Source organism: Winogradskyella flava (assembly GCF_014243395.1).
In the GTDB taxonomy this organism is placed as follows: domain Bacteria; phylum Bacteroidota; class Bacteroidia; order Flavobacteriales; family Flavobacteriaceae; genus Winogradskyella; species Winogradskyella flava.
Window position 1 is genome coordinate 308,592 of the sequence record NZ_JACLCP010000003.1, and the last position, 18,331, is coordinate 326,922.

Annotated in this window: 21 protein-coding genes; 7 read left to right on the forward strand and 14 right to left on the reverse strand. The window is 34.4% G+C overall.

Annotated features, from left to right (window positions below):
* Window positions 1-56: 56 nt before the first annotated feature.
* The gene (locus H7F21_RS11875; protein ID WP_185789507.1) at window positions 57-758 is read right to left on the reverse strand and encodes a peptidylprolyl isomerase; all 702 of its coding nucleotides are present in this window, start codon (window positions 756-758) and stop codon (window positions 57-59) included.
* Between the two features lie 2 nt (window positions 759-760).
* Between H7F21_RS11875 and H7F21_RS11880 the strand changes: the two genes are divergently transcribed.
* Window positions 761-1,399: an NUDIX hydrolase gene (locus H7F21_RS11880; protein ID WP_185789508.1), complete on the forward strand. Its 639-nt coding sequence runs from the start codon at window positions 761-763 to the stop codon at window positions 1,397-1,399.
* 59 nt (window positions 1,400-1,458) lie between these two features.
* Window positions 1,459-2,259, forward strand: a complete 801-nt coding sequence (locus H7F21_RS11885; RefSeq protein WP_185789509.1) for a lysophospholipid acyltransferase family protein — start codon at window positions 1,459-1,461, stop codon at window positions 2,257-2,259.
* Window positions 2,260-2,265: 6 nt separating this feature from the next.
* Here H7F21_RS11885 and H7F21_RS11890 read toward each other — a convergent pair whose 3' ends face one another.
* The 3 genes from H7F21_RS11890 to H7F21_RS11900 are packed head-to-tail and all read right to left on the reverse strand — an operon-like array spanning window position 2,266 to window position 4,428.
* Window positions 2,266-3,294, reverse strand: coding sequence for a hypothetical protein (locus H7F21_RS11890; RefSeq protein ID WP_185789510.1), 1,029 nt, complete (start codon window positions 3,292-3,294; stop codon window positions 2,266-2,268).
* 20 nt (window positions 3,295-3,314) lie between these two features.
* A complete protein-coding gene (locus H7F21_RS11895; protein ID WP_185789511.1) occupies window positions 3,315-3,929 on the reverse strand; it encodes a hypothetical protein in 615 nt (204 codons plus the stop codon).
* A 4-nt stretch (window positions 3,930-3,933) separates the two neighbouring features.
* Window positions 3,934-4,428, reverse strand: coding sequence for an RNA polymerase sigma factor (locus tag H7F21_RS11900; RefSeq protein ID WP_185789512.1), 495 nt, complete (start codon window positions 4,426-4,428; stop codon window positions 3,934-3,936).
* Between the two features lie 202 nt (window positions 4,429-4,630).
* On the opposite strand from H7F21_RS11900, the gene H7F21_RS11905 reads away from it, so the two are divergent.
* Window positions 4,631-6,799, forward strand: coding sequence for a TonB-dependent receptor (locus H7F21_RS11905; protein ID WP_185789513.1), 2,169 nt, complete (start codon window positions 4,631-4,633; stop codon window positions 6,797-6,799).
* A gap of 19 nt (window positions 6,800-6,818) precedes the next feature.
* Here H7F21_RS11905 and H7F21_RS11910 read toward each other — a convergent pair whose 3' ends face one another.
* The gene (locus tag H7F21_RS11910) at window positions 6,819-7,343 is read right to left on the reverse strand and encodes a hypothetical protein (RefSeq protein ID WP_185789514.1); all 525 of its coding nucleotides are present in this window, start codon (window positions 7,341-7,343) and stop codon (window positions 6,819-6,821) included.
* A gap of 213 nt (window positions 7,344-7,556) precedes the next feature.
* Here H7F21_RS11910 and H7F21_RS11915 point away from each other — a divergent pair, with 213 nt between their 5' ends.
* Window positions 7,557-8,282, forward strand: coding sequence for an energy transducer TonB (locus H7F21_RS11915; protein ID WP_185789515.1), 726 nt, complete (start codon window positions 7,557-7,559; stop codon window positions 8,280-8,282).
* Window positions 8,283-8,355: 73 nt separating this feature from the next.
* On the opposite strand, the gene H7F21_RS11920 is transcribed toward H7F21_RS11915, so the two are convergent.
* The 3 genes from H7F21_RS11920 to H7F21_RS11930 all read right to left on the reverse strand — a co-directional run bounded on the left by H7F21_RS11920 (window position 8,356) and on the right by H7F21_RS11930 (window position 9,956).
* Window positions 8,356-8,883 carry a GNAT family N-acetyltransferase gene (locus tag H7F21_RS11920; protein WP_185789516.1) on the reverse strand — a complete coding sequence of 176 codons (528 nt, stop codon included), beginning with the start codon at window positions 8,881-8,883 and terminating at the stop codon, window positions 8,356-8,358.
* 32 nt (window positions 8,884-8,915) lie between these two features.
* Window positions 8,916-9,332, reverse strand: a complete 417-nt coding sequence (locus tag H7F21_RS11925) for a DUF2147 domain-containing protein (protein ID WP_185789517.1) — start codon at window positions 9,330-9,332, stop codon at window positions 8,916-8,918.
* A 69-nt stretch (window positions 9,333-9,401) separates the two neighbouring features.
* Window positions 9,402-9,956 carry a thioredoxin family protein gene (locus H7F21_RS11930; protein ID WP_185789518.1) on the reverse strand — a complete coding sequence of 185 codons (555 nt, stop codon included), beginning with the start codon at window positions 9,954-9,956 and terminating at the stop codon, window positions 9,402-9,404.
* A 116-nt stretch (window positions 9,957-10,072) separates the two neighbouring features.
* Here H7F21_RS11930 and H7F21_RS11935 point away from each other — a divergent pair, with 116 nt between their 5' ends.
* Complete coding sequence (locus tag H7F21_RS11935; protein ID WP_185789519.1) at window positions 10,073-10,408, forward strand: tRNA-binding protein; 336 nt, start codon at window positions 10,073-10,075, stop codon at window positions 10,406-10,408.
* A gap of 54 nt (window positions 10,409-10,462) precedes the next feature.
* Here the strand turns inward: H7F21_RS11935 and H7F21_RS11940 are convergent, their stop codons facing one another.
* From H7F21_RS11940 to H7F21_RS11950, 3 genes are all read right to left on the reverse strand, one after another.
* Window positions 10,463-12,970: a M14 family zinc carboxypeptidase gene (locus tag H7F21_RS11940; RefSeq protein ID WP_185789520.1), complete on the reverse strand. Its 2,508-nt coding sequence runs from the start codon at window positions 12,968-12,970 to the stop codon at window positions 10,463-10,465.
* A 162-nt stretch (window positions 12,971-13,132) separates the two neighbouring features.
* On the reverse strand, window positions 13,133-13,714 hold the full coding sequence (locus tag H7F21_RS11945; RefSeq protein WP_185789521.1) for a superoxide dismutase family protein: 582 nt from the start codon (window positions 13,712-13,714) through the stop codon (window positions 13,133-13,135).
* 60 nt (window positions 13,715-13,774) lie between these two features.
* Window positions 13,775-14,263 carry a YdeI/OmpD-associated family protein gene (locus tag H7F21_RS11950; RefSeq protein ID WP_246431470.1) on the reverse strand — a complete coding sequence of 163 codons (489 nt, stop codon included), beginning with the start codon at window positions 14,261-14,263 and terminating at the stop codon, window positions 13,775-13,777.
* A gap of 84 nt (window positions 14,264-14,347) precedes the next feature.
* On the opposite strand from H7F21_RS11950, the gene hemN reads away from it, so the two are divergent.
* Both hemN and H7F21_RS11960 read left to right on the forward strand, forming a co-directional pair.
* Entirely contained in the window at window positions 14,348-15,712 is a 1,365-nt protein-coding gene (gene hemN / locus H7F21_RS11955; protein WP_185789522.1) for an oxygen-independent coproporphyrinogen III oxidase, read from the forward strand.
* Window positions 15,713-15,722: 10 nt separating this feature from the next.
* The gene (locus tag H7F21_RS11960; RefSeq protein WP_185789523.1) at window positions 15,723-16,556 is read left to right on the forward strand and encodes a universal stress protein; all 834 of its coding nucleotides are present in this window, start codon (window positions 15,723-15,725) and stop codon (window positions 16,554-16,556) included.
* 73 nt (window positions 16,557-16,629) lie between these two features.
* Here the strand turns inward: H7F21_RS11960 and H7F21_RS11965 are convergent, their stop codons facing one another.
* The 3 genes from H7F21_RS11965 to H7F21_RS11975 are packed head-to-tail and all read right to left on the reverse strand — an operon-like array spanning window position 16,630 to window position 18,302.
* Entirely contained in the window at window positions 16,630-17,121 is a 492-nt protein-coding gene (locus H7F21_RS11965) for a hypothetical protein (protein WP_185789524.1), read from the reverse strand.
* A 31-nt stretch (window positions 17,122-17,152) separates the two neighbouring features.
* The gene (locus H7F21_RS11970) at window positions 17,153-17,854 is read right to left on the reverse strand and encodes a sulfite exporter TauE/SafE family protein (protein ID WP_185789525.1); all 702 of its coding nucleotides are present in this window, start codon (window positions 17,852-17,854) and stop codon (window positions 17,153-17,155) included.
* A gap of 1 nt (window position 17,855) precedes the next feature.
* Window positions 17,856-18,302 (reverse strand): FixH family protein, encoded by a 447-nt coding sequence (locus H7F21_RS11975; protein WP_185789664.1) that lies wholly within the window; start codon window positions 18,300-18,302, stop codon window positions 17,856-17,858.
* Window positions 18,303-18,331: the final 29 nt, after the last annotated feature.

An 18,331-nucleotide genomic window follows, 5' to 3' on the forward strand; every position in this document is an offset into this window, starting at 1 on the left:
AGTTTAAGAAAAGTTCGATAGACAAGATATTAAAAAATGAAAACAGGACGTCTTAATTATTTTATAATTTCTACTTTCCTGATATAGACGTTATCCAATGGCCAATCACCATCATCAGTCTCGACTGCATTGATTTTATCGACAACGTCCATACCAGAAATCACCTCGCCAAAAACTGTATAGTCCTTATCTAAATATTTTGCGCCTCCAGGACGATGAATAATAAAGAATTGAAAAGGCGATGCTAATTTATAAGCATTTTCTATCTCGCTACTTGGCATGGAGATAGCACCTCGCTTATGCGTATAGCCTCTCTTGGTATCTGGAGGCAATAAATATTTACCAATTTTGCGTCGTTTTTTATATAAATCTACTCCATCGCTACTGCCACCTTGTATCACAAAGTTCTTCACCACTCTGTAGAACTGCGTGCCGTCAAAATATTTGCGTTTGGTTAGATAAATGAAATTGGCACGATGGAACTTTGTTTTATGGTAGAGTAAGATATCGATATCTCCAAAGTCCGTTATGATACGTACTTTATTTTCCTTATGTTCTTCAGAGTACTCCAAAAAGAATTCCATGGCGTTGTCGTTAGTTAGTAACGGAAATTCAGATGTACGTTGCTTTTTTGGAACTTCTTTTGCATTTTCGACAAGTGTATCTTTTTGTTTGGAGGTATTTGTTTGTTTTGAAGTTTGCTTATCTTCACAATTCCATAAAATTAAAACGAGAATTACAACCAATCGAAATTTCATAAATGCTTTTTGATACGTTTTTAGAATCTGTCGTAAAAATAGAACATCTCAAACTTTTTGGTGAGATATCTCATGCCAAAATGTCTCCGCCTTACCGATTAGAGTTGGCTGAGCGTATGAAAGAAAAGGCTAAAACCGCTAAAAAAGCTGGTGTGTTGGCCTTGTTTTATCCAAAAACCGTGGAAACCCATTTAGTACTAATCCTTAGGAAGACTTATAAGGGTGTGCACTCTGCCCAAGTTGGATTTCCCGGAGGGAAGTATGAAGATGAAGATAAAGACTTAATGTTTACAGCACTTCGTGAGACCAAAGAGGAAGTTGGCGTGCCTGAGGATATGGTAAATGTGATTAAACAGATGTCACCTTTATATATTCCACCTAGTAATTTTATTGTACATCCTTATATGGGCATTTCTGAGATGACTCCTAAGTTTGTAAAACAAGATGAGGAAGTCGAAGCTATTATAGAGGTGAGGCTTCAAGATTTTTTGGATGATGCTAATTCTATAACTACAAAAGTATCCACCTCTTACAATGTTGAGGTCAATGTACCAGCATTTCAATTAAATGGTCATATCGTTTGGGGAGCTACCGCCATGATGCTGGGTGAAGTAAAAGACTTGTTAAAACAAGTTTTATAGCGCATCTTATTTATTACATTTGTCACTAACTGACTAATAAACTTTTTTGAACACTAACTATGGGATTATTTAAAACCAATCCTTTTGGACATATACTTTGGGTAAAAAAATGGCTCATAAGAATTTTAGGGCTTTTAACGCATAGACGTTTTAGAGGTTTCAATGATTTGCAAATTGAAGGTTCTGAAATTATTAAGAACCTACCCGAAACCAACGTACTTTTTATTTCTAATCATCAAACCTATTTTGCGGATGTAATTGCCATGTTCCATGTGTTTAATGCTAGTCTGAGCGGTCGATTGGATAACATTAAAAATGTGGGTTATCTCTGGAATCCAAAACTGAATATGTATTACGTTGCAGCGAAGGAGACTATGAAGTCTGGCTTAATTCCTAAGATATTCGCTTATACAGGTTCTATTAGTATCGAACGCACTTGGCGTTCTCAAGGAAAGGATGTGAACCGTCAAGTAAAAATGAGTGACATTACATCAATAAAGAAAGCTCTAGACGATGGTTGGGTAGTGACATTTCCACAGGGGACAACAACACCTTTTAAGCCTATTAGGAAAGGTACCGCACATATTATTAAACAATATAGACCTTTGGTCGTCCCAATTGTAATTGACGGTTTTAGGCGCTCTTTTGATAAAAAAGGATTACGTATTAAAAAGAAAAATATCTATCAATCTTTTGAAGTTAAGCAGCCTTTGGAAATAGACTACGAAAATGAATCCATTGGGGAGATTGTGGAAAAGATCGAATATGCCATTGAGCAGCATCCCTCTTTCTTAAAAGTAATTCCTCAAGAAGAATTAGAGGAGAAAGAACGTTTAAATAAAGAGTTAAGGGATTGGTAGTTTACTTTATACGGTTTTAGTTTTATAAATACGTTCAATTCGATTTTTGAATTCCTGTTTGTTATCTACATGAAAAGCTATTAATGTAAATGGCTTTTTGACGCCATATAAACCTGTAAGTGTATGTTCTTTTTTCAATTTGATAATAATGTTGTGACCTTCTAAATTTCCTAAGAACGATAATTTTCTTGTTGTTTTATTTATTTCAATGTCTTTTATGGACAATTCAATCGACTCAATATTATCAAAACTTATGGCAGTTTCGTTCATAATGCCATAGCGCAGATAGAGCTTATCATTTTCAACTACAATTGGTCTTTTGGTCATTGATTTTAGAAAACCTAAAATTTGAATACCAGAATAAATACTTAATCCAGTTAAAATCCATGCAGCTACTGTACTCCACTTAATTAGTAGTAAGTGTATCGCGGCAGTTTCAATAGCGACTAAAAATATTAAAGCAGCCAGCAAACCAATGGTACCACTATTTTTATGATAAGAGAATTCATTAGGCTTTAATTCTCGTTTTTTCCAGTGAATAAACCCATAGTAAAACACTGCTATTTCGTTAACAACGGGAATGACAGCAGGTCTTGGTAGAATCTCAGCACATGTTGATTTTAAGGTCGAATAAAAATCTAAATTACTCTGCGATTTATTGGTTTTGTAAAGCTTTATCGTTTTTACTAAGTTGTAAATAACATATGATAAGACGGATAATTCAATAACTGGTAGTGCCCAAGTTTTAAAAAGATCCAAGTAATATTGATGCTCAACAGGAATAACGAAAGAGCCTAGAACTATGCCTAGAATAATAAACGGAACTACCGTTGTTTTGGGTATCGATGTTTTACGAATAAGCAAAAAATATATAAAAGGAACTGTAAGTAATAAATCTAGTATAACTGCAGTACTTAGAAAACTAGAATGTGTTTTAAAATATGAGGAAAATGTCAGGGAAACCATGGCTAAGATAAGAAGCAATGGTACTCCAAATATGATTAGGCTTTTAGGGATATTTAGAAATCTATTCATGCTTAACTATGATTTACTTCTTATACTTCAAGCTTTTTTAATTCATCATAGTTTCGGTTGAGACGCTTTAATAATATACCATACAGCAAATAGTAAAGACCATATGCAATAGCAATAAATAACGCGGAAAACAGAACAATGACAAGAACGAGTATTGCATATTCTTTAAAATGAGCGGTTTCATTGAATTTTTCATATCCACCAGAAGCTTGGATATAAGCAATAAAAACAGCAATAGCTGAAAATATACCCGTAAATATTAGATTAAAAAGCACATAATACTTTACTGTTTTTCTTGTCTTTAAAATATTCTTGATGAGTTTTCTCACATTATCCGTAGCAGATATGGACTTATAGTTTTTATAGAACATAACAATAAAATATATAAGCACAGGAATGGTGAAATAGCCAATTGCCTCTAACCATGTTGGATAAATAATTTCATTATCAATTCGAGGATTTACTAGCGCCAAAATTAGCCCTAAGCCTAATTCTATTAAACTGATATAAAAAATCCATTTTACAATGCTCGAAGATTTAGAATGTGTCATTTTATAAATTTCATCATGACTCAAACTCGGATAATGCTTTTCGGCATTCTTCCAATCTTTCTTTAATAATTCTAATTCATCCATACGCTTACGGATTTAATATTGTTTTTAATTTCTTTTTTACACGATTCATTTTTACACGTGCATTGACTTCGGTTATACCTAATGTCTGACTTATTTCTCTGTAATCCTTGTCTTCCAAATACAAGAAGACCAGAGCTTTTTCAATATCGTTTAATTGATGTACTGCCTTGTATAACAATTTTAATTGTTGTTCTTCAGTATCATCATACTCTTCGGCTTTTATTTTAAATTCAACAGTGTTAAACTCTTGAGTATTGATTCTACGTTTCGATTTTCGATACAACGTAATGGCTGTATTTAAACCAACACGATACATCCATGTACTAAATTTGGAGTCACCTCTAAATTTAGGGTAAGCACGCCATAACTGTATTGTTATTTCTTGAAACAAATCGTTATGCGCATCAGCATTGTTGGTATATAATCGACATACCTTATGTACAATGTTTTGATGCTTTTGCAACTGTTCAACAAAACGATGTTCGAGTTCTTTGTTCAATTGATGAAATTGGTTAGTTACTTATTTGTAGCTACAAATTAAGTATTGTTACAATTTTACGTAATAAAAATGCACTCAATTCAAATATATTCAATTCGTCATTAAAATATTACAGTTCGGTAAAATAGAATTCTAAGAATTATAAAAATAGTTGAAGTTTGTACAGTAATTAAAAAACGAACTTTTAATCATCAGCTAAAAAATGAAACATTTAACCCTAATTTTAAGCTTAATCTTCATCAATTTAAGCTATTCGCAAACGACTATTTCAGGTAAAGTCTTTGATAATAAAAATCAACCAATCGTTGGTGCCAATGTCTATCTCGATGGCACTTACGATGGTGCAACAACAAATGAAGCGGGTGAATTTCTATTCACAACTGAAGAAGAAGGTACGCAAACTCTAATCATTTCGTTTCTTTCTTATGAGACTAAGACGATTGTTGAGGATGTTTCAAAATTGGCTAATCTACTAGTGAAGCTAAGAGAAGATGTAGAATCCTTAGATGCTGTTGTTCTCAGTGCTGGTACGTTTGAAGCTAATAGTAATAGTAAAGTATCAGTTTTAAAACCTTTAGATGTTGTTACGACAGCGAGTGCATTAGGTGATTTTGTTGGAGCCTTACAAACATTACCAGGCACATCTAATAATGTTGAGGACGGACGTCTTTTTATTCGTGGTGGTGGTGCTGAAGAAACGCAAATCTTTATCGATGGTATAAGAGTTTTTACACCTTATTCTCCAACACCAAATAATGTCCCAACTAGAGGGCGATATTCACCATTTCTTTTTGATGGTATAACGTTGTCAACAGGTGGTTATTCCGCAGAATATGGCCAAGCACTTTCAGGTGTTGTTTTGCTTAATTCAATTGATGAACCAGATCAGGAAAAAACAGATATTGGTTTGATGACAGTTGGTGCGTCTTTGGGTAACACTCAAAAATGGGAAAAATCTTCGCTTAGCTTTAGTACCTCGTATATTAATCTTGGGCCTTATTTCGAAATTTTTAATAATCGTAACGAATGGGAAAAGCCGTTTCAAGCAGCACAAGGTGAAACAGTGTTTAGACAACGTTTAAATAATGGCATGCTAAAGTTCTATGCTGCTTTTGATGTTACTGCACTCGATGTTACACAAGACGATATCAATTTTGAAGATGGTGTAGATTTTAAACTGAATAATAATAACTTTTATCTTAATGCATCTTACAAAGGTATTTTTGGAAATGGTTGGACTATCAATACAGGATTAAGTTACACGTATGCAAAGAATGAAATCGGAATTATTACAAGTGATATAGAAGACAGTGAAAACTCCGCACATATAAAGCTAAAACTAAAAAAACGTTTTAACAGTCGCTTTAAGTTGAGTTTTGGTGTAGAGCAATTTTTAACCGATTTTGATGAGAATTTTAAGGATAACGGAATAGATATTACATATGGTTTTAAAAATAATATTACAGCCGGTTTTGCTGAGGCCGATTTAATATTTTCAAAGGACTTGGCACTAAAAGTTGGACTACGTGCCGATCATAGCTCTATATTTAATCAGACGGATATTGCACCAAGAGCGGCTTTGGCCTATAAAACGTCTGAAAATGGACAAGTGTCTTTAGCCTATGGTAACTTTTTTCAGAATCCTAGTAGTGCTATTTTAAAGTTTGAACAGGATTTAAGGGCAGAACAAACGTCTCAATATATTTTAAACTACCAATATTCAAAGAATGGAAGAATATTAATAGCAGAAGCTTACAGGAAAGATTATGATAACCTAGTAAAATTTGATAGTAATTTTACTAATTTTAATAATGTTCCTACTTTTAATAATAGCTTTAATAGTAATGGTGATGGTTATGCCCTAGGTGTTGATCTCTTCTGGAGAGATAATACGAGCTTTAAAAATTTAGACTATTGGGTAAGCTACTCTTATTTGGATACAGAACGGAATTTCAGAAACTTTGAAACGTCTGCACAACCAAATTTTGCAACCAATCACAACTTTTCTTTAGTTGGTAAGTATTGGGTTGAAAGTTTAAAAAGTCAAATAGGTTTTGATTATACTTTTTCTTCTGGTAGGCCATACAATAATCCAAATTCAAATGATTTTTTAGCGGAACGCACTAAGCCTTTTAATAGTATAAGTTTAAATTGGGCATACTTGATTGATCAGCAGAAAATACTGTATCTCTCAGTAAATAATGTCTTAGGATTCAATAATATTAACGGGTATCAATATGCTAATACTCCAGATATGAATGGGCAATTTAATAGGCGCGCTTTACGACCTGCAACAGATCAGTTCTTTTTTGTAGGCTTCTTTTGGACGATTAGTGAAGATGGAAAAGACAATCAGTTAGACAACCTATAAGTTGTTTGACTGATTTGTTTCAACAAGCACAACTGTTTGGAATTATTGGTAAATCTATCGTTGAAACGGTTATAGTTATTGGTGCCAAATTAGCATTTGATGATTCTAAAACTGCAGTAAAGTTTATATTAAAAATCTGACCATGATAATCACTACAATTACTCTCTTGATATGGTTCACTGGAAATATCAAATGTTAGTGACGTTGCGATATAGGTTTCCGAATTGATTACAGCCCATGCAGCTATTAAATTTGCATTTGTACCATTATGAAAATAAGTAGCACCTGGATTGTTCTCTTGAAATTGCTGAATGTTATCAAGTTGAAGTAAAAATGAAGAAATAGTAATTGTTTCACTTTCTAGTTGGTCAATAGTTCCTAATTCTAGTATTTCACACGGCTGACCTAGATAAAGTTCAACAGAATTGAAATTAGAAACACCAACATCGTCTCCGCTAAAAGAAATTTGAACTTCGGTGTCTAATTCTTCATTGTTTTTTGAGCTGTCGTCATTTGATGAGCAGGATATTAATACTATACCCATAATTAAAAATATTTTGTAAAGTTTCATAATAGATGATTTACAGAACATCGACAATTAAAATGTTTGTCATCATTATGTCATATTGATATGTGCTAATTCGATTTATGGTGTGGTTTATTAAAGAGTCAAATTACAGGTTTTGAGTTCAACATGACAAATGTCATACTTTTTACGCTTTATGATAATTAACTTTATAATATAAAATTAAACGTCATGGAAGTCAAAAAGAACCCAAAAGCCAATGTAGGTCGAAACAGCAATTTATATTTTGCTGTTGGCTTAAACGTAATGTTACTCCTTACATATTTAGGATTAGAACATAAGACTTACGAAACAGAAGCCACTAAGATTGACATCTTAATGTTGTCAGATCAATTAGAAGAAGACATTCCCATTACAACAATTAATATTCCACCACCACCTCCACCGAAGCAAGTGGTCACAGAAGCTATAACTATTGTAGAAGATGTTGAGGAAGTGGAAGAAACTGTAATTGAAAGTACGGAAATAGGACAGGATGATATCATTGAAGAACGCGTGGTAAGTGTGGAGGAAGTAGAAGTGGAGGAAGTGGAAGAAGATATAGAGGTTCCTTTTGCGGTTATTGAGAAAGTACCACAATTCCCTGGTTGTACTGGTAATAATGATGAACTCAAAGCATGTTTCCAAAGAAAAATGCAAGAGCACTTACAGAAAAACTTTAGATATCCTGATGCCGCACAAGATCTTAATATTCAGGGAAGAGTATTCGTATTCTTCTTAATAGATAAGCACGGTAAGGTATCTAGGATAAAAAGTAGAGGGCCAGATACTCTTTTAGAGACTGAGGCAGAACGTATCATAAGCCTATTGCCAAAAATGGTACCAGGTAAGCAACGTAACCAACCAGTAGGAGTTCCTTACAGTGTGCCGATCAACTTTAAACTAAGAACACAATAAACTTAATTTTTTATAAATGGTTTAGACTAATTTTTGATTGATGACAAAGCCCCTTTATGAAGGGGTTTTGTTATTATGCCAATTCGTTTTTTAAAACATACCAATTGCACAAGCTGTTGTCGTAGGTAAAATTCCCTGAAGGCTGCATCCCTATTTTCTGAAGAATATAATTTGAAGCTAGGTTATTGACATCGGCCGCTGCATAAATCTCTTTCAACTTTAAATCCTTAAAGCCATAATCTAAGGAGGCTAAGGCCGCTTCAGTAGCATAACCTTTTCTCCAAAAGTCTTCTTTAAGTCTATAGCCTAAATCGTAGTAATTGAATTCTTGTCGTAATTCACGTTCAAACTTTAAACCAGACCAGCCAATAAATTCCCCAGTATCTTTTTTTATCATAGCTAGTCGACCAATGCCATAGTTTTTATATTGTTCTAAAATATCTCGAATCCATGTTTTCGATTGTTCTATGGATGTTACGGGATTGTTACCTAAATATCTGTGAACATTGGGGTTAGAGTCCATTTCAAAGAAGTCTTGAGCGTCATTTATATTTATAGATCTTAAGATAAGACGTTGAGTTTCTATTGGAGTAAATTTCATTATAGAATATTATAAGTTTTTTTCTTACAATTTTATTTGATACGATGGAATGTAATAGAATTTTCAGAACTAAATTCTGTCGGTCTAACTGAATTAAAATCACTAGCAACAATCATCGTATCATTACCTTTAAACTCAGCTATCAATAGCATCACTCTTTGTTCATTTGTTGCCAGCTTGGTCATAATTAAATCAATTTCAATTGGCTCGACCTCAAAATTTACTGAATAACTCATAGAACCCTTTTCTCCATTCATTTCAAATTCTTTGCCACCAAAAGTTTGACCGTCCGTTTCGACTGTAACATAGCTTTCACTATCAAAGATTATATAGCCAATTTTATTTTTTTCATCCTCACCCTTCCATTTTCCAACAATACTTTTTTCAATTTGACTTGAATTGAATGAAAACAAAGAAATTAGGGAGATTAGAAATAGAATTTTTCTCATTTATATTGAATTTTAATTAATATATAAGGTATCACTTTTTGCAATTTTAGTTATCTAAAAAGGAGTTTGTTATTTCCACTTAATATTACAACCCATACTCGGTTTTTGATCTAGATTTACTGATTTTCCGGCAATCACAGCATCCATTGCAGCACGTAAATCCTTACCGGTTACAGGAATACCATTTCCAGGTCTAGAGTCATCTAACTGACCTGCATAAACTAATATTAATTCGCTATCAAATAAAAAGAAATCTGGTGTGCAAGCTGCATCATAGGCTTTGGCAACCTCCTGGGTCTGATCATATAAATATGGAAAGATATAATGGTGATCAACGGCATTTTGCTTCATTAAATGAGGTGCGTCCTGCGGATAGTTGTCTATATCGTTACTAGAAATAGCAATGCAGTTGATACCTTTTGCTATGTAATCTTTTGCTAATTGCGATAGTTCAGTATTTACATGTATTACAAAAGGGCAGTGGTTACAGATAAACATGACTAAGGTGCCTGCTGTTCCTTTTAATTCGTCAAGGGATTTTACTTGGTTGTCCTTGGTGTCTACTAAACTAAAGTCTGGAGCCTTTGTGCCAAGCGGTAGCATATTGGATGGTGTTAATGCCATTATATATCATATTATTAGGTCAATTAGGTAGGACGAAGAATCTAATTAAATTTAAAGTATTTTTGAAGGAGATTTATCGTTGCACTCGAAATGACAGTTAAGTTGAATTTTTAAATATGGAAAAGATAATAACATTTGAAGACTTTACAAAGGTAGATTTACGCGTTGGGACCATTATTGAGGTCAATGATTTTCCGAATGCTAAAAAACCAGCATATCAGCTTGCCATTGATTTTGGTGACTTGGGTATTAAAAAATCTTCAGCACAAATCACAACACTTTATAAAAAGAAAGATCTATTAAATCGACAGATTATTGCAGTAGTCAACTTTCCTAAAAAGCAAATAGCCAATTTCATGAGCGAATGTTTGGTTATGGGTGCCGTAAAAGAAGACGATGTTTTTCTATTACACCCAGAAGCCAAGGTCAAGAATGGTACTCAAGTTTCATAATTGCAATAACTAAGAATTCTCGATACAATTTTATTTCATAAAATCACTAATCACTTACATCTCATCCCGAAAGAAAATCGCATTCATCAATAACCTATTCGTGCCATACCAAAACGCTCTAAAGTTGGTATTGTCTGTAAATGCAACAATATTGCCACGACCGATACCACCAATTTTTAAAGGAATCGATAGACTTAAACTATCTAGGTTTTCTTCAGAAATGTAACCACTTAATAGCGGATTTTTTGTGTATTGAATAGGATTATTGTAGCTATTTTTATCTGGCTTTATAAATAGCGTCGTATTTCTAAACATGGGTAATTTATCATTCTTATAACCAAAATTTATAGGATGCGAACGGTCTATCTTCGTTTCGAAGATAGCACCTCCAATAACTTGTGCGCCTCTATAATCTCCTCGCTGCTCATACGTTATGTTCTTTGCCGTAAGATCGTTCTTTTTAAAGTCTATTTTCATTAACTCTTTAGAATTCAACCAACGCAAAGCATTACGATAAGCTACTAATGTGCCACCATTTTGAATCCAAGATTTTAGCTTCTTGGTATTGTTTTCATTTAATCCAGATGAAGAATTTACCATTATTATGGTATTATATCTGCTTAAGTCTGCTCTACTGAATCGTTTCGTATCAAGCTTTGTGGCAATAATATCGTAACGAGTATCCAGTAAGTGCCAAATTTCACCTGCATCGTAAGATGTCATACCATCACCAACCAACAACGCTATTTTTGGCAATTCCACCGCTCTAAAGTTGCGGCTTCCTAAGTCGATGCCATCATTTAAGCCTGTCGAAACGGCGTCAATCTTGATATGACTATCTTGGGCTAAATCATTCAAAAAAGTATATATTTCTGAAGTTGAAATCTTTTGATTTTTAGCAGGAATCAAAATGGTCCCGTAATCATACGATTTGCCATTGGCTTTAAATGTCTTCATACTTACTTTAGCTCGAAGCCCTTTCTTCAAAATCTTATTTAGAAGTTTTGGAGCATAATATTCGTGCCATTCAAATAGGTAAGCATATTCACTTTTTGAGGCAACGCCTCCATTTTGAGGTTTTAAATCCTTGACTTCATCTCCTGCATTCGCAGTTGTGGTCTCAGCGTAATCTAAATTAAACGCTAAAGGAAAGGTCCATGCAGAAATATCGTAGAACAAGCTATCTTGAAATGTTGTTCGTTTTTCGAACATGGCATTAATTAATCGCGTATTCTTTTGGTTTTTTGGAACAATATAGCTGTAGCCCTTTTTGTAGTCTTTCCCATTCACAGAGAAGTCTGTTTTTATATCGTGAAATTTAATACGATGTCTATTTAATATTTCAGCAAGGTGATAGGTTTTAGCAGCATCTTTTTCATCTCCAAAAACAATGGCTTTGTTACCATTTTTAGCAGCTTCGTTTCTGGCGTTTTTAAAGAAATCTTGTTGATATTCCAAGATTGTATTTCGCATTCCATTTGCCGCTTCAAGCGTGGACAATACCGCTGTAAATTGATTTCTAATCGTAAAAGGGAACGTTAAGATACCATTATCGCTTTCTTGAATATGCCCTCGAGAACTGGCTTGTTCAAATAAAATTCCTATACTTCCATTAATATCTGGAAATGTAGATCCTTTACCATAGTAAAAATCATCAAAGCTTTCTTCGGAATAATACAAAGAGCCAATTTTATCAAATGCTTTGGCGTGATATTCTGCAATACCTTTAGTTAATTCCTGATTCATTTTAGGTGTTAACGGATGAGTTCGCGATGGAATTCCAGGCTGAAAAAAGAAACTAGCATTAGTGCCCATTTCATGATGGTCGGTAAGTATGTTTGGCATCCAGTTATGAAAGGTTTCAATTCTTGCCCTAGACTCTGGAAGCTGCACGGGTAGCCAATCCCTATTCATATCAAACCAGTAGTGGTTAGTACGTCCACCTGGCCATACCTCACTATATTCTCTGTCGTTGGGATCTGCATTAAGATTCATACCTCTATTAGTATTCGCCCAATAAGCAAAACGTTGCAATCCATCTGGATTAAAAGACGGATCGAAAAGGATAACAGCATTTTTAAGTAAATCATCTATTTTCGGTCCTTGTGCAGCAGCTAAATAGTATGCCGCTACTAGAGCAGCATTAGAACCACTTGGCTCGTTACCATGGATGGAAAACCCTTGATAAACGACAATAGGCCTTTCGCTAATATCACTAGTGTTAGTTTCTGTAGCTTGAACATGTGCAGCTTGAATGGCATCCAAGTTTTTGTGATTTTCAAGTGATGTGATCTTTAGAAGTAGTAAAGGTCTATCCTCAAAAGTTTTTCCCCTATCTTCAATTGTAATTCTATCAGATGCTTTAGCCAAAGCATACATGTACTGCACGAGCTTGTCATGAGTAATGTGCCATTCACCAACTTCGTGACCAACAATACTTTTTGGAGTTGGTATGTTGCTGTCGTATGTTACATCTTGCGGTAAATAGTAGGATAAATCCGTTTTTGATTGCGAGAAATGCGAGGTGGTTACTAAGAGGAGTAATAGAACAATTCTTTGCATAAATGCTATAGTTTATTAGTTAGAGATTCTTAAATGTTAACTTCTAATTCTTGTTTACTTTTAGCAAAGCACAAGAACTGGTCGTAAAATCTATTATTACATTCTATAAATAAAAACCATCAATATAGATGATGGTTTTAGGCGTATGTTATAATCTTGAGGTTATTCTATAATACCACCACAGCTTATTCTACTGCCAGCAGCACCAGAGGGTTGTGATGTAAAGTCGTCTGAACCTTGATGAACAATAATTGCTTTCCCTAAAATATCCTTGGTGTCATCTCCACAACCAATACACCATTCATCAGTGGTTATTGTGACAATACCTTGTCCATCTTCGCCAACTTTAAAATTACCGATATCGCCTTTGTGATAACCAGTTTCTGCACCCCATTTTCCATGAGGTTGAGCAGTAGGATTCCAATGTCCTCCAGAAGATTTTCCATCAGGTGACGTACAATCTGCTTTTTCATGTATGTGTATAGCATGTTCGCCCTCGCTCAAAGCAGTTATGTTTGCTGTCATGCTAACAATACCATCTTTTTCTTTAAAAGTTACAGCACCTTCAGCATTACTATCGCTTTTAGGAGATAAAGTAATCATCAACTTTTTTTCAGTTGATACTTCTTTTACAACTTCTTCAACTTCGGTTTCCTTAGTTTCGGTGTTTTCTTTTTTATCGTTTTTACAAGACGTTCCAAGTACTAAAACAAATACTATGGCCACAAGTTTCAAGTTTTTCATGATCGGTAATTTTAGTTTTTAGTAAAGTTAAGGATATCACAGCGCTTCTGCAAGCAGTGTTTAATGCTTTTTCAACCAAAGCTTCTGATCAGTAATACCACGTTTCAAATTTTCAATAAGCAACAAAGCCTTATCAACACGCATTTGTGGTGATTTGTAGCGAGAGATGGTGTAAATAATACTTCGTTGTCGCCCAGGCGTCAAACTCTCGAATATAGTATAAGCTTCATAATCACTTAGTAAAACAGCTTCAAGCTCTTCGGACATGTCGACACCATATTTTGAGGTATCTTCAAACACCTGAAGTTCAAAATAATCATTCATAAATACACCGAGTTCTTTTTGTTTTGCCTTACTAAAGTAGATGCGGAATAGTCCAGTCTTCTCTTTCTTTAACGCGGCATAAAAGTCAATCGATTTCCTTTCAAATGTCGCTTTTACGTTTATCCGCTTATGATTATTTGTAATAAATTCTTTGATTGGAGCCTCTGGCAGCACAATACTTTGTTTGTCTGCTAGTGAAACTTCAAAGGGCTCGCTTTTCAGCATTTATATGTGGTTTAGGTATTTGTATGACAAATATCATATTTTTTGCCGAGGCTTACCATTAATTTTGAGTTATAATAAATGCAGATGTGCCAATCTTTAATACATAAATACAACGTGGCTGGCCCACGTTATACTAGTTATCCTACGGTTCCATATTGGGATATGAACTCGTTTTCCCTGCAACGGTGGAAAGATTCGTTGAAACGGGCTTTTAATGAATCCAATGACCTTGAAGGATTGAGTCTCTACTTGCACTTGCCGTATTGTGAAAGTCTCTGTACGTTCTGTGGATGCCACAAGCGCATTACCAAACGTCATGAGGTTGAGTTGCCCTATATAAAGGCACTTTTAAAGGAATGGAGTTTATACCGTAAATTATTAGGTGCAAAACCTAAAATAAAGGAATTACATATTGGAGGAGGGACACCTACCTTTTTCTCACCAGAGAACTTAAGATTTCTAATCACTGAACTGTTGAGGGCGTCTGATATTGTTGAAAGTTATGAGTTTAGTTTTGAAGGTCATCCTAATAATACGACTAAGGCACATTTACAAACCTTTTTCGATTTTGGATTTAGACGTGTAAGTTTTGGAGTTCAGGATTACAATATTAAGGTGCAACGTGCTATAAATCGTATTCAACCTTTCGAAAATGTTAAGAAAGTTACGGAATGGGCGCGTGGTATCGGTTACACTTCAGTGGGTCATGATATTATTTTCGGGCTACCATTTCAAACTGAGACGGATGTCATTGAAACCATTGAAAAGACAAAGGAATTAATGCCAGATCGCATAGCCTTTTATAGTTATGCGCATGTGCCTTGGATAAAAGGAAATGGGCAACGCGGATTTAAGGATGATGATTTGCCATCTGCTGAATCTAAGCGTCGGCAATACGAAACTGGTAAAAGACAGCTTGAAAGTGCAGGTTATGTGGAGATTGGTATGGACCATTTTGCACTTAAAAATGATTCATTGTACAAAGCGATGAAAGCAGAAACTTTACATCGTAACTTTATGGGTTATACAGCATCCAAGACTCAAGCCATGATTGGTTTGGGAGCATCATCTATTAGCGATAGTTGGTATGGTTTTGCCCAGAATGTAAAATCTATTGAGGATTATTATCATCTCGTGGAACAAGGTATGATACCAGTGTATCGAGGACATATTCTAAATAAGGAAGACCTCAAGATTAGAAAGCATATCCTTAATCTTATGTGCCATTTCAAAACCAGCTGGTCTGATATTGAAATGACTTTTGATGAATTACCTGAAGTCCTCATACAACTAAAAGAATTTGAACAAGACGGTTTAATTAAGTTTGAAACTAAACTATTGACCGTAACTGAAAAAGGGAAACCTTTTATAAGGAATATATGCATGGCTTTTGATTTGTTATTGCAGCGCAAAAAGCCAGATACGCAATTATTTTCAATGACCATTTAAAACAATTAAAATGAAAAAAATTATAGTACCTGTAGACTTTTCTGAACATTCAGAATATGCTTTAGAAGCTGCAGCTAGTATTGCCAAGAAGTATGACTCTGAGCTTATTGTCTTGCACATGCTGGAACTATCGAATGCTATCATAACCGCAGATAATGAATCCCTTAATGAAGAAGCTGTTTTTTACTTAAAACTTGCCGAGCAAAAGTTTGAGAAGTTTTTAGAGAAACCATTTTTAGAAGGAATTAAAATCACACCTATAGTAAAACATTTTAAGGTGTGGAGTGAAGTGAATGATATCGCTAACCAGCATCATGCAAATCTTATAGTTATGGGTTCACATGGTGTAAGTGGTGTTAAGGAAGTTTTGGTAGGATCTAATACTGAGAAAGTGGTCCGTCATGCAGACATACCTGTTTTGGTTATAAAACATAACCCAATTCTTTTGGATTTTGAAAACGGCGTCTTTGCAAGTGATTTTTCTGAAGAGGCCATTACACCTTACCTTAATGCAAGAGCAACTTTTAAAAAGATAGGTGCTAAGATGCATTTGGTTTATGTTAACTCACCAGACGGTAACTTTAGAAGTTCTTTGGAAATTGACAAACGTGTATCCCTATTTCTTAAGAAAGCTGACGGCAACCTAAATAACCTAGGGAACGTACACGTCGTGTCTGATTATTCTATTGAAAAGGGTATTTTGAATTTTGCCAATGTTATTGGTGCAGATTTGATCGCAGTTGCTACACATGGCAGAAAGGGTCTAGCACATTTCTTTGAAGGTAGTATTTCTGAAGACATTGCTAATCATTCAACATTACCTGTAATGACTTTTAAAATATAGTTCTTGACGTTTGTTAGTTAGTGTTGTTTAATGTCAAGATAAAACGCCATAGATTGATGTCTTTGGCGTTTTTTTATGTCATAGCTTTCCTAAATTCTCGTTCCTCTTCAGTTTTGAGATTTAAGTCTTCTATAATAGTAGATGTGGTCGGTCTCAATAAAAATAAATACACTAGTAACACGGCAGAAATAATTAGAAATAGTTGATTACCGGTAATCATAAAAGCTACTATTCCTAAAAATCCAGGACCTTCAATCATTGCTGTTCTGATCAATATGGCCGATTGGTACGATCCTAGTTTCTCTTTTAATGTTGGTTTTTCATGAATATTTTTAAGATTATTCTGAAATAAAAATCGACCTACTACTGCACCCATAATTGCTAAAAACGGCACTAAATAAAAAAATAAATCTTCAGTATCTGCAAAATTGATACTTACACGTTCTACTGAGTAGAATATTATTAGTCCAAAAATTAAAATTGAAGCACAAAAGGCGTAGTGAATAACAGTCATTGTCCTAATGATACCTTTAATATCATTGCTAGGCTGATTGATGTTAGACATGTTACAAATTTAAATCTAAATATAATTAACATTAATGACACTCAATAGCACTAGAAGCCATTTCAACTATTGGAGCAGGTGAGAGGTAAGGAATACCCAACCCCAAACCACGAAGAATGAACAACACTCCAATAATGATTACGAATACAGGAATGGCTTTTTGGATACGTTGTTTAATGGCTTGATTTAAAAATTTACCTAAGTATATAGCTGAGGTCATTAATGGTATGGTACCTATACCAAACAGTATCATATAAAAACTACCTTGAACTAAACTTCCAGTAGCCACGGCACCGAAAACAGCCATATAGACTAAGCCACAAGGTAAAAATCCATTTAAGAACCCAATGGTTAAAAAGGTGTCAGCGGTCTTTTTCTTTAGCGCTTGCCCAAGATTGGACTTTACTTTGGAGATGATCTTATTTAGTGGTTTGGATAAATTATACTTTCCTAAGGTTTTGTATGGAATGAGCACCAAAAGAATCATGAGTATACCTATGGCAATAGATAATTGTTGTTGAATGCCAAAGATGTAAAGACTCCTGCCAACCAATCCAAATACCAATCCGATGATGCTATAAGCCAATAATCTGCCAAAGTGATAGATACTGATTTGACTTACTTTTTTAAAGCTATTTGAACGATCGACTGGTAACATAAAGGCGATTGGTCCGCACATACCAACACAATGCAAACTTCCTAATAGACCTAATATGAAAGCAGAGATTAACATATTAATACATTATTTCCTTTTTGTAGAGATAGGAATTTCCTTTGTATGTCCAGTCTATTTTAATGTTCCATCGACCATCTAACAAACGCTTGTCAGGTATGAGCAAATTGCGACTAGACAACGAAATTGGCATTTCGAGATCTAGGTGTTTATTAGATGGTCTGTATAGGAACACTTTGCCTTCAATAGCTTTGATGTCTAAATCTTTTGGGAATTCAATGACAATACCATCCTTAGTTTTTTTCCATGATAAATTAGCCTCTAATGATTTGGAGTTGGTTTCCTTGTCAATATCTTTTTGAAACTTCAACTCTTGTTGATAGTAATCTTCAACCACTAGATCATGATTGTACTTGTCATCCGTAGCCATGCTAATAACAAAGTACAAGATAAAGCCAATAAAGCCTACAAATGCTATGATGATTGCTGTTCCCCAATTAATTTTCATATCAAAATATTTTGTCATCCTGAACTGTT